Here is a 12,961-nt window from a genome sequence, read left to right on the forward strand (position 1 = left end):
TGCACCTGTTTGATCTGCGATGTTCGTAAAAAATCGGTTCACAGCAGCCCCCTCGCCACCCATGTGCAATGCAAGGGCTTTGGTGCTTATCCCGTCCAATCTTGAATTACTGCACCGAAGACGCCATCGAGCCCGTCGCGTCGCTCAGTGGCTCTGACGCAGCTGATAATAATTTTTCTGTCGGCTGAATCTTTCAAAATGTGTGCGGTCTGTTTCACGCCAATGATGGCCGTTGTCACTTGGCCAGTATTTCTGACATCAATTTCAGGGTGACTACGACCCTTCCCCTGCGGGCATCAATTAGCGCCCTCAGCACTTATGACATGGAGCGTTATGTTTATCTCCCCACGGATGTGGCCGGTGCTGTGCGCGCTATTGCTTGGCTTGGGTACACAGAGCAGTGCCTATGGCGCCAGCCTGCCAACGCCGGGCGACCAGGACTTGATCCGCGATCGCCAGAACCGCCTGATTGAAGAACAGCAGCGTCGACTGGAAGAACTCAAGGAACTGCCGGGCAAGCCAACATTGCCCGCAACACCGGCCGCCCCGGTGGATACACGTTGCTTTCCTATCAAAGACATCGAACTCAAGGGCGCCGACAGTCTGTCCGCTGCCGACCGCGAGCACTTGCTCAAGCCTTATATCGGTCAATGCCTGGGCGTCTCGCAACTCAACGAATTGCTGAAGGTCATCACCGACCATTACATCGGCAAGGGCATGATCACCAGCCGCGCTTACTTGCCGCAGCAAGACCTCTCCAGCGGCCACTTAAGTGTGTTTGTAGTCGAGGGCAAACTCGAGGGTTTGAAGGGCGCCGACGACAGCCATATCTCCGATCGGGAACTGTCCATGACCTTCCCCGGTAACACGGGTGAATTGCTCAATCTGCGTGAAATAGAACAACTTGTGGATCAGTTGAACCGTTTGCCCTCCAATCAGGCGCAAATGGAACTGACCCCCGGCGTTCAGGTCGGCGGCAGTAGCGTGCTGGTCAAGAACAACCCACAGAAGCCTTGGCGTGCCAGCCTGTCGCGTAACAACGACGGTCAGAAAAGCACCGGTGAACAGCAGTGGGGCGCAGGCCTGGAGTGGGACAGCCCGCTGGGGCTGGCCGACCAGTTGATGTTGCGCGGCGGCCATGACGCGGTGAGCGATCACCAGAAAACCTCGAAAAACGCCATGCTCTATTACAACGTGCCTTGGGGCTGGTGGAACTTCAGTTATACCTACAGCCAGAGCGAATACCGCTCCCAGGCCCAAGGCAATGGTTTCAGCTTCAGCCAGAGCGGCGACAGCGAGAGTCATCAATTGCGCGCCGAGCGCCTCGTCCATCGCGATGCGGTGAGCAAAACCTCGATCAATGCCGGCTTCTCCCACCTGCGCACCAACAACTACATCGAAGACAGCCGCCTGGATAACAGCAGCCAGCGGATTACCGAAGCCCAGCTGGGTATCAACCACGGCCGGCGTATCGGCCATTCGTTCGTCAACCTGGACCTGGGCATGCAGCAGGGCATCGGCGCGCTGGATGCGCAAGGCAATGACCAGCGTCGTGATGAGGCTGGCAACCTTACCGCCAACGCTCGCTATCGAAAGTACACCGCCACGGCCAGTTACCTGTTGCCATTCAACTGGCTGGGCGAGTCCTTCACGTTCAGCAGCCTCGCCACGGGCCAGCGCAGTGAAGACGTGCTGTTCAGCCCGCAACGCATCAGCCTGGGTGGCAGCTCATCGGTGCGTGGCTACAAAGACCAGTTCTTGTCCGGGGACAGCGGCGGCTACTGGCGTAATGAGCTGCGCTGGACCCGCCCGGTGACCGTCGATTGGCTGCGCCCGGTCCTGAGCGAGTACGGCACCAGTGTCGGCTATGACCAAGGCGTGATCAGCAATGACCGATACAACGGCGAAGTGCATGGCCGCATGTCCAGCAACTCTCTGGAGCTCTTTGCCCGTGGCAAGTACCTCGGCACGCGCTTGACCTTCGCCCACTCGCTGGAACGCCCCACCGTGCTCACCGAGCGCGAGGCGCCGATCTATTTCCAGGTCGACCTGTTTCTCTAATTGATTTGTCGTCGCGTCGGGATTTTTGAATATGGATGTTCACCAGTTTGCCTTTCTGTCCCGCCAGCCTTCGGCTGCCGTGGCCCCTCGCACGCACTTCCTGGGCATGCCCAAACGCTGGCTGGCATTGCTGCTGGCCAACGTCATGTTCTGGCAGCCGATCTGGGCCCAAGCCGAGGGCATCGCCGTCAGCGGTGGTACTCAGACCAGCCTGGGGCAGGCCGGCAACGGCGTACCGGTGATCAATATTGCCGCGCCCAACGGTGCCGGGCTTTCGCACAACCAGTTCAAGGATTACAACGTCGGTCAACAGGGCGTGATCCTCAACAACGCGACAAACGCGGTGCAGAACACCCAACTGGGCGGCCACATCCTGGGCAACAGCCAGCTCGGTGGACGGGCAGCCGGCACCATCCTCAACGAAGTCAACGGCGGTAGCCCCAGCCAGCTCAACGGCTACACCGAAGTGGCAGGCCAGTCAGCGCGGGTCATCATTGCCAACCCTTACGGCGTGAGCTGTAACGGTTGCGGCTTCATCAACACGCCGCGCGTGACCCTCAGCACCGGCAAGCCTGTGCTCGACGGCAGCGGCAAGCTTGATCACTTCGAGGTGGATGGCGGCAGCATCACCATCGATGGCATGGGGCTTGATGCGGCCAACATTGATCAATTCGACCTGATTACCCGTTCGGCGAAGATCAACGCAAACATCCATGCCCGGCAATTGAATGTCATCACCGGTGCCAACAACGTCAACGCCGACAGCCTCGCTACCACGCCTCGCGCGGCCCGTGATGCCGACAAGCCTCAACTGGCAATCGATGCGGCGGCGCTGGGCGGGATGTATGCCAACACCATCAAACTGGTGGGCACCGAGCAGGGTGTCGGGGTGAAGCTGGCGGGCAACATGGCCGCCAGTGCCGGCGATATTCAAATCGATGCCGGCGGCCATCTGAGCATGGCGCAGACATCGGCCCAAGGTGCCTTGCGGGTCAACGCGCAAAATGTCGAGATGACCGGCAAGGTTTACGCCGGCAGTGTCGATGTGCGCACGCCCGGCGAGCTGGTCAACCGGCAGAGCCTGGCCGCACGCAACCGCATCGACATCAATGCCGACAAACTCAGTAACTCCGGCGTGATTGCCGCGGGCATCGAGGCCAATAACAGCCGCAACACCACGGGTGACCTCAGCATCACCAGCCCCTCCGTGACCAACAGCGGCAGTCTCGAAGCCAGTCGCTCGTTGAGTATCCGTGCGAGCAAAGGCCTGACCAATCAGGGCATGGTTCAGGGCGCGGCGGTCGATCTGGCCAGCGCCCGGATGACCAACCAGGGTGCTGCCGCGCGAATCGTCGGTGACCGGTCGCTGGTGATCAATGCGCCAGCCATCGTCAACCTGACAGGGGTGATCCGCTTTGGCGCGGGGCAGGCGGCGTCCTTGCAACTTGACAGCCTGGACAACCGCGAAGGCTTGATCCAGGTGCTGGGCGGAAGCCTGACAATCACCGCTCGCCAGCTGGATAACCGTAACGGGCAAATCGACGCTGGCGGCCTCATTGTCGATACCGCCACGCTGGATAATCGCTCTGGCCTGCTGTCTGCCAGCGCCGGTAATGCGCAGGTGAACACCCGCGGCAGGTTCGACAACACTTCGGGCACTCTCCAGGCGCAAAACAAACTGTCAGTCACGGGCCAGGAGGTCATCAACCAGGGCGGCAGACTGCTGGCGGTCAAAGGTGACCTGGATCTGAAAGCTTCGAGCCTCCATAACCAGCTCGGCAGCGTGCTGGGGGCCAAGGTCAGCATTCGCGCGCCGGGTGGGCAGGTCGATAACCGCGGCGGGAAAATCGTCGGCGAGCGCATTGATCTGAACGCCTCGGGGCTCGACAACCGCAACGCAGGGCTGCTGGCGGCAGGCGCCCAGGGCATGAGCCTGATCTTCGATCCGACGGCCACCAAGGCGCAGCTGCTCAATAACAAAGGGCGCATTCAGAGCGACGGCGGCCTTTTGCTGCAAGGTGGCTGGCTGGACAACAGCGCCGGCACGGTGCTCGGTAAAACCATAGAGGTCGATGCTCAACGGCTGGTCAACAACGGCGGCATGCTCCTCGCCGACGCGGGGCTTGCCAGCCTGAAGCTCGGCAAGGGCAGCATCGACAACCTTGGCGGTACGATCCAGGGCGACACCGTCGAGGTGACCGCCGGCAATCTCGATAACCGCCGCGACGGCACCAAGGCCGGCATGATCGCCAGCCTGACGGGCGAACTGAAGCTGACCGTCGATTCGCTGATCAGCCGCGCCGGCAAACTCTTCGCCAAAACCGCGTTGGTGTTCAAAGGCTCCACGCTGGACAACAGCGGTGGACAGCTCAGTGGCAACACCGTTGACCTGTCGGCCAGCCAACTGATCAACCAGGGTGGCCTGATCGAATCCAATAGCTGGCTGGCCCTTCAGGGCGACACGCTGGATAACAGCGCTTCGGGGCGGATCCGTGCGCTAGGCAACAAGGCCAGTACGCTTCGCGTCTCGCCAGACGACATCAGCACCGTCGACTTCAACGGCGCCGTCAATAACCGCAACGGCACCATTGAGGTGGGTAATACGTCGTTCAGTTTCGAATCCCGCTCGCTGGATAACCGAGGCGGGACCCTCGAGCACGCCAACTCCGGGTTATGTACCCTGCACCTCGATAGCCTGACCGGTGCCGGTGGTGGGATCACCGGCCTGGGCAGTGGCGACTGGAATTTTGGCGCGGTGGATGGGCTGGGTCGTGCACAGCTCAACGAGGCCCTGACGTACACCAGTAATTCGCTGACGCTGCGGTCCGGCGATCGCCTGGCCAGCAGCACCGCCCTGGTGCTCAACCTTGAAAGCCTGAACAACGGCGGCGAGTTGCTCAGCGATGGCGACCTCACGCTGAACCTTACGGGCGATCTGTTCAACAGCGGTCGGTTATCCGCACAAAAGAAACTCGGCATCACCGCCCATGACATCAGCCAGAACGGCGGACGCATGGGCGCGGGCACCGACATACGCCTCAACCTGAGCGGTACGCTGGATAACCTCGGTTACCTGACTGCACGCCAGAACCTGCGCATCGACGCGGCGCAAATCGACAACCGCGGCACACTGGGTGCCCAAGGCAAGGTCAACCTCACCGCCACCGGCGGCATCACCAACGGTGCCGATGCATTGCTGTTCAGCGGTGGTGACATGACCCTGCGCGCCAGTAGCCTGCTCAACCGGTATGGCGACCTCTACAGCGTCGGCAATCTGAGCTTCGCCGGTATCGGTGACAGTCAGGCGCAAAGCTTGCGCAACCTCTCCGGGACGATTGAAAGCGAAGGCAACATCAGCCTTTATGCCGCCTCGCTGGAAAACGCCAAGGCCGAATTCGAACTGGGCCAGGAACGGGTGAGCGGCACCTTGAGCTGGGTGTGCGGCCAACACTGCGGCGGTCATGACTCCTTCAAACGCGGCCAGATCACCATCGGCCAAACGTTCATCGAGCGCGCCACCAAGGACTCTGCTTCGGCGCGTCTGGTTGCCGGCAAAGACCTCAACATCCAGGCCTCAAGCGTGCAGAACCGCTACAGCCTGCTGGCCGCCAACAACAACCTGACCATCATTGCCGATGACCTGCTCAATCAGGGCGCGTCCACCCGCACCGGGCAGAACACCATCAAGATCGGTACTCCGGGGCGCATTTCCACCGGCTACTGGGACCAGATGGAGTACGTCGACATCCCGGCCTTCAACGCGGCCGTGGCCGCCGGCAACTACGACGACGCCCGCTTCGAGCTGCTGAAATCGCGCTCCAGCGACAGCCGCTTCCGCGAACAAAGCAACGTCACCGTCTGGACCGACAATCTTCAGCCAACCTACGCCGCCACGATTCAGGCCGGCGGCGCCGTCAACCTGAACGTCACGCGCACCGTGCAAAACGGAACGCTGCACCAGAATACGCTCGAACAACTGACCGGTACGCTGGGCGATGACCAGACCGGCGTCGGGGTTGGCGGGGTCAACATCAACCTCAACCCGCAGGCGAGCGATGCCGGCGCTGTGACCAGCGAGCGTATCGCGACGGACAGCAGCGTACAGAGCGTCTTCAAACCGGTGGATTACAGCGGCATCCCGTTCATCTCCGTGGACCCTACGTCCGGGCCCACCTTCCAGCTGCCCAACGGCGATTACGGGATGTTCATCAAGAACCCCGATCCGACCAGTCACTACCTGATCGAAACCAACCCGAACCTCACGAACCTGTCGCGGTTCTTTGGTTCGGACTACCTGCTCAAGCAGTTGAACGTCAACGCCGACAGCAACTGGCGCCGACTCGGTGATGGCCTGTACGAGCAGCGCCTGATTCGCGATGCGGTGCTGGCGCAGACTGGCCAGCGTTTTCTCGCCAGCGGCTTGACCAGCGATTATGAGCAATACCGTTACTTGATGGACAACGCCCTCGCCAGCAAGGACGCACTGCGTCTAAGCCTTGGCGTCTCGTTGACGGGCGAGCAAGTCAGCGCGCTGACCCATGACATCGTCTGGATGGAGAATCGCATCGTCGACGGGCAAAAAGTCCTCGTGCCAGTGCTGTACCTGGCCCAGACCACCACCCGCAACGTACGTGGCAGCAGCCTGGTCCAGGGCCGTGACCTGAACCTGTTCACCGGCGGCGATCTGATCAACGTCGGCACACTGCGCGCCAGCAACAACCTCAACATTCAAAGCGCCGGCAGCGTCTATCAGGGTGGGCTGGTCGAGGCCGGCAACGACCTGCAAATTCTGGCGCAAGACAGCATTCGCAACGCCATGGCCGGCGAGATCCGCGCCAGCCAGGTCAGCCTTGTCGCGCTCAGGGGCGACATCATCAACGACCGCACCGCGATCCGGGTTCGCGACGGCGCCGGCATGCGCACCCTGACCGATGCGGGCAGCCGCATCAGCGCCCGGGAAAACCTGGCCGTTGCGGCCGGCCGCGACCTGACCAGCCACGGCGCATTAAACAGTGGCGGTAACGCGACCCTGACGGCGGGCCGGGACATCAACCTGGCGGCCAAAACCGATACCAGCGAGAAACACGAATTCCGCGACGGCGGCCACAAGTCGAGCATCACCACCGACGTGAAGAACCTCGCCGCGACCGTTACTGTCGGTGGCAACCTGACCGTGGATGCGGGCCGCGACGTCAATGTCATTGCCAGCCAGGTCAAGGCCGGGAACAACCTGGACATCAAGGCCGGCCAAGACTTCAACGTGACCTCTGCTGACGACATTCACAACGTCGAGAGCAAAACCAAGGACGGCAAAAAACGCATCACCGAAGAAAACGACCGCACCACTCAGGTCGCCAGCGTCCTGAGCGCGGGCAATAACTTCAACGCTCAGGCGGCTCGCGACACCAACCTCATCGCCAGCAAGATCATCGCCGGCAACGAAGCGTATCTGTACAGCGGCAACAAGCTGAACCTGCTGGCGGCGCAGAACAGCACGCACACGCTGTATGACATGAAGGAGAAGGGGAACTGGGGGGCGAAGAAGGCTCAGCGCGATGAGGTGACGCAGATCACCCATGTGGGTACCGAAATCAACACCGGCGGCAATCTCACCCTCGCCAGTGCCGGTGATCAGCGCTACCAGGTTGCCAAGCTCAACAGTGGCAAAGACCTGATCCTTGAAAGCGGCGGCGCCATCACGTTTGAGGGGGTCAAGGACTACCACGACGAAAGCCACACCAAGAGCAAGAGCGACCTGGCCTGGACCAGCTCCAAGGGCAAGGGCAATACCGATGAAACGTTGCGTCAGAGCACGCTGGTTGCCCAGGGTGCCTTGGCCGTTCGGGCTGTCGATGGGCTGAAAATCGACATCAAACAGATCAATCAAAACACCGTCAGCCAGACCATCGATGCGATGGTCAAGGCTGACCCGCAACTGGCCTGGATCAAGGAAGCGGAAAAACGCGGCGATGTGGACTGGCGCCAAGTGAAGGAGGTGCATGACTCCTTCAAGTACAGCCACTCCAGCCTGGGTCAGGGCGCGATGCTGGCGATCATCATCGTCGTGACGATCCTCACCGCAGGTGCGGCCAGTGGCCTGGCGGGCGCGGCGGCCGGGGCTCAGGCTGGCACTGCCTCCGCGATGGCGGCGGCGACGACGGCCGAGGCCGTGGCCGCAGGGGCGACCTATGTTGGGGCAGGCTGGGGTAACGTCATTGCGACGGCGGCGATGACGTCCATGGCCAGCACGGGGGCCGTCAGCGTAATCAACAACAAGGGAAATCTGGGCGCGGCTGTTAAAGACACGTTCAGCAGCGACAGCCTGAAAAATGCTGCCATTTCCGGGATGGTCGCCGGGTTTACCACCGGCGTGATCGACCCGAAATTGGGCGGGACAACCAAGCCTTACAACAGCATCACCAAGGGTTTCGACTTATCCACCCTTGAGGGCATAGGTGGTTTCGCCGTGCATGCCGGCGCACAAGGCGTTACCTCGGGCGTGGTCAAAACCGCGGTCAACGGTGGCAGCCTGGGCGACAACCTGGTCGATGAACTTGTGACCCAGGCCGGGACCGTTGCCGCGGCGGTGGGGTTCAGCCAGGTCGGCAGCTTCGCCCAAAAAGAGTACCTCAAAGCTGCGGCCAATAAAGACTCGGTCGGCATGGCACTGTGGGCTGAGGGTGGCGCCGGACGAACCGCGCTGCACGCCATGATGGGTGGCGCGATGTCCTCAGCCACGGGCGGCGACTTCGCGACCGGTGCGGTGGCCGCCGGTGCCAGCCAGGCCATGGCTGGCGCCTTGAATGATGTCTTCAGCAAGCAGCCGGAATATCGCGAGGCCGCCGCACAAATCGTCGGCCTGACCGCCGCTGGTCTTGCCGGTAAAGATGTCGAGAAAGCGGCCTGGGTTTCGCTGATGGCCGATCAGTACAACCGCCAACTTCATCCAGACGAAATTCCGCTTCTGAAGAAACAGGCCGACAGTCTGGCGAAGGAAGCCGGACTCAGCCCTGCAGAAGCGGAAAGACGCCTGGCCAAAGCGCTGGTTTATTACACCGACAAAGATTGGAACGGTGTGCTGAGCGGCCAAGGTGCTGCGCCCGATGCTGTGACGGTCAAACACTTGGGCATCGCGCTGGCACCGCTGGGCGCCACGTACGCACCCGCAGCGGCGACGGATATTCCGGCAACCGGTCCCGAGAAAACCTACACCCCCACCGAAACCGCCGCGTTAATCGCCAACTACAGCAGCACCCATGCGGCGCAGTACGCGGACAACTCCATCAACGTCGTCAACCTGCAGGGCTTCTACGCGGGTGATCTCAGTGGTGAATACGCCAACTTCTACCGCAAGAACCTGGCTGTCAGCCCGGGCCTGACAGATTGGGGCACGGTAACCGGCAGCGCCCAAGGCACGGGAAAGGCTTTGTCGGAGGCAGCGGGTTCGGCGTGGGCCTTGCTGAGCAATCCGGCGCAAGGCAGCGAACAAATCGCCAATGGCCTGGTCGGGCTGACCAAACATCCGCTGGACTCGTTGATGAGCAGCGTCGAGGCGAGCCAAACCAAAGCGGCGTTGGCAAGCCTGTACGACATGCAGGGCAACACCGCCGCCAGCGCCGCGATCCGGGCGCAAAGCGATGTTGAATTTGCGTTGAACTTCCTGCCGGTGAACCGGGTTAAGACGCTGGCCAAATTGGGGGCGGAGAGTGCGGTCGCTAAAGCCGCTGACAATGTTGTACTTCCAGCGGGTTATCGTGAGGGTAGTTCAGCAGGAGCGGCATTTAACGAGACGGGGGCGTTGCCGGATGGCTATCGTCGGGTCGTTAATACCAGGACCGGTAATACTGAAGTCGTCGGCTCTGATGGTGTCTTTTATTACGAAACCGCCGAGGGTGGACTGAGGCCGAAGGCTGGGGGTAATCTGGCGGAGTTGGTGGCGGCTGAGGCGAGGATTGGGGATGCAAAAGAGGTAGGTGCGGCTGGGAGTGATGCTGAAAAGGTTGTATCAGTCAGCAAAAGCCGCTTTCCTGAGTCAGCACAACACATCGAAGATGCTATTGACGCGGGTAAGCCTGACACTCTGACCATAGATCGCGCGAATGCGACATCACGTAGGCGTGATTCTTTGCGCGGTATTGAAACCAAACCAGGCCTTGATCGTGATGAGTATCCACCTGCAATGTTCCAAGAAGGTGGTCAAGGGTCCTCTGTAAGACATATCAACGCTAGCGACAACCGTGGGGCAGGTGCTTGTATTGGTGCTCAATGTAGAGAGTTACCAAACGGAACGAAGGTTCGAATAGACGTGGTGGATTAGAATATGGCCAGCTTGGATAAATTGTTATCGAACGCAAGTTCATCTTTGAGCGAGCATGAACCGGAAATGTTAGGGCAATCGCGTAGATTGGCAGGAACTTTAGCTGATCAACTTTTGGGAATGCTGTGTCAGCGTAATGGTTTTTATGCTCTAGAAAGCGCTTTGCATGTATTTCCAACACACTCTAGTCAGCACGAAATTGGTATTTGTGATTGGAACGAGAGTACTCTGTGGCGCAGTGGCTACAAAGGCCTGGCCGATGGTTGCCTTTTTTTTGCTGAAGATGTTTTTGGTGGGCAGTTCTGCATTAAAGATAGCAAGGTCTATACCTTTGACCCAGAAACAGGCTCGTTAGAGTACTTGGCTGATGATATTGAAAGCTGGGTACAAATGCTCCTCAGTGATTATGAGGTGCTTACGGGCTATCCGTTAGCGCATCAATGGCAAAAGCAGAACGGTCAGCTCCCTGCCGGGAAGCGTTTGTTACCTAAGGTTCCGTTCGTACTGGGCGGTGAATTTGTGTTGGATAATTTGTACTTGGCTGATGCTGTGGAGGGGATGAGATTTAGAGCTGATATAGCCAGTCAAATTAAAGGCCTGCCAGACGGTGCCCAGATTAGATTCAATCTTGACAGCTAATTTTTGATGGCAGATAACAGATTTATATAAAAGCGGGGGGCGGATTTATTTGTTTGCTTAGGGTGTAGTGGCCTGGAAATAAATCTGCCCCCTTGTTTTTAAATTCAGTTAAATGGTATTTAGATAATAGATGTTTAAAGGGTCTTCAAAATAAAAAAAAGAACAATTGCTGTCTAATCTTTCTGCTATCGGTGTTAATGCGACTAGCTATTCTTTGGGTGAGATCCGACACAGCGATTGTGTGTGCGTCGTTGCAGAGAATGACAAGTGGAAGGTTTATTTTGTAGAGCGTGACAAACCTGCTGAGCTTGCGGTGCTTGATACAGAGGAGCAAGCATACGATTTTGTGTATGAAACATTCTGCAAATGGCTTGGTGTGGAGAAGCTGCAGTAGCGGGGCTGTCGTTGGCATTGGCTCTCGCAATGAGTTCAGCCCATCCACCACAAAACCCGAAGTGGGAATAGGGGATAGACCACGATTATCTTTTGACGGGTAAGCAAAAACATGGTCTGTCCCCTAATGCTATGGATAAGGCGCCCCGAACTAACCCGGAAATGTATGAAGTTAATATGAACTCGTTGAGGTTGCTGGAGTGATGCAGTTAATTAGTGAGGTTAGAACAAGGAGGGAGTTTGATGGTGGGCAGCTCCTCGAACAGTTCGTCCGTTGGGATGGGGTATGTACAGGTTTCGATGAGCTCAAAAAAATATGATCTATGCTCAAGAGCATAGGGTTGTAAATGTTAAGCAGGTTTTAGTTTTAAATGGTGGTGTTGAAATTAGTATGCCGGTGCATGAGAGGCTTAATTTGCTTCCTGATAGAACTGGCGTTTTGGTTGTTTTTGATAAGGAGCCTTCAAGATTTAATTGTCCTGAAGCTCCCTGGTTTTTTGATTTTCCTAATAACGCTGCGATTTATAATGCTGACGGCTCATTACGTTTTCAACTGCACAATCCCGAGGGTGAAGGCAGTTATATAGGGGCCGTCCACTACGCTGCAATGCCCAATCATCCTGACGCGCTAGGGGTCTTGGTAGGTACGGTAGGGCATGATCCAGAATGGCTTTATTTGGTTGATTGTAATAGTCCGGAAATAATAAGTACGGGAAAGTGGATTCGCTATTAGTTATGGGCTGATTCATGTGAGTAAAAAGAGATTGTATTGGGGGGGAGGGGCCAGCCTATCCACCGCAAAACCCAAAGTGAGACCGATAAACAGGCGATGTTTAATCGACATCTCCAGATACTCACTCAGGCTACACAGCCTTGCGCCGTTGCCTACGACTACGCCAGAATCCGCCGGCTTGTACGCCTTGAGGCCGGGCTCTATCGTTTGCGGGTCGCTGATGAATCAGCGATCGGGTTTCGCAGCCCGGGTCAATCAAGGCGCATTGCGCCACCGTTCCCTTTCAGTTGGCGCTTTTTTTCGTCTACTGGATTGCGTTATGGCGGCTGTGCGCGGGAGATCTTCGGGTCTGCCGGGTTCCTTGATTCCCGGTCTGCGAACCTGCGTACAGCTGCCACCTCCCTTCGTTTCGCAGCGAACCGTGGCGGCTCCACTAATCAAGGAGCATCACTATGTTCAAAGCCACACCCAATCCGCCGGAAACCGACGACGTCTCCCCTTACGAATCCCTCGATTCCAAAAAACTCCACGAAGCCGCCGACCGCGCCCTCGACCACTACCTCAAGCCGCCCATCCCCAAAGACACCAAGCGCAAACCCAGCACCATTTACCATGTGGGTGCGAAGGTCGATAACGAAACCCTGCTGGTCAACGCCTGCGAATCCCTGGCGTCAGCGAGCATGATGCTCAGTGAGTTCGCCGGATTGATGGACATGCCACATCGCAATGTGATGTTGGGGATTCAATCGGTGGTCATGCTCGGTGAACTGGCCGTCAACCGGGTGCTGGATAACCTCGATCCACAAGGCTAGCGAGGA

5 protein-coding genes are annotated in these 12,961 nt (G+C 58.4%); all 5 read left to right on the top strand.

Translation table 11 applies throughout. The features are described from left to right. Positions 1-351 precede the first annotated feature (351 nt). On the top strand, positions 352-2,061 hold the full coding sequence (locus AC1RO5_RS00450) for a ShlB/FhaC/HecB family hemolysin secretion/activation protein (RefSeq protein ID WP_493172410.1): 1,710 nt from the start codon (positions 352-354) through the stop codon (positions 2,059-2,061). A gap of 31 nt (positions 2,062-2,092) precedes the next feature. Beyond that, entirely contained in the window at positions 2,093-10,378 is an 8,286-nt protein-coding gene (locus tag AC1RO5_RS00455; protein ID WP_493171766.1) for a two-partner secretion domain-containing protein, read from the top strand. Between the two features lie 3 nt (positions 10,379-10,381). Further along, positions 10,382-11,017: an SMI1/KNR4 family protein gene (locus AC1RO5_RS00460; RefSeq protein WP_493171768.1), complete on the top strand. Its 636-nt coding sequence runs from the start codon at positions 10,382-10,384 to the stop codon at positions 11,015-11,017. 709 nt (positions 11,018-11,726) lie between these two features. Then, positions 11,727-12,143, top strand: coding sequence for a hypothetical protein (locus tag AC1RO5_RS00465; RefSeq protein WP_493171771.1), 417 nt, complete (start codon positions 11,727-11,729; stop codon positions 12,141-12,143). Positions 12,144-12,595: 452 nt separating this feature from the next. Continuing rightward, on the top strand, positions 12,596-12,955 hold the full coding sequence (locus AC1RO5_RS00470) for a DUF6124 family protein (protein ID WP_493171773.1): 360 nt from the start codon (positions 12,596-12,598) through the stop codon (positions 12,953-12,955). The last annotated feature ends 6 nt before the right edge of the window (positions 12,956-12,961 follow it).

The organism is Pseudomonas sp. GW822-FHT02G04 (assembly GCF_058802085.1).

Coding starts and splice junctions, on each gene's coding strand:
- AC1RO5_RS00460 (WP_493171768.1), top strand. CDS start 10,382: ATGGCCAGCTTGGATAAATTGTTATCGAACGCAAGTTCATCTTTGAGC.
- AC1RO5_RS00465 (WP_493171771.1), top strand. CDS start 11,727: ATGATCTATGCTCAAGAGCATAGGGTTGTAAATGTTAAGCAGGTTTTA.
- AC1RO5_RS00470 (WP_493171773.1), top strand. CDS start 12,596: ATGTTCAAAGCCACACCCAATCCGCCGGAAACCGACGACGTCTCCCCT.
- AC1RO5_RS00450 (WP_493172410.1), top strand. CDS start 352: ATGTGGCCGGTGCTGTGCGCGCTATTGCTTGGCTTGGGTACACAGAGC.
- AC1RO5_RS00455 (WP_493171766.1), top strand. CDS start 2,093: ATGGATGTTCACCAGTTTGCCTTTCTGTCCCGCCAGCCTTCGGCTGCC.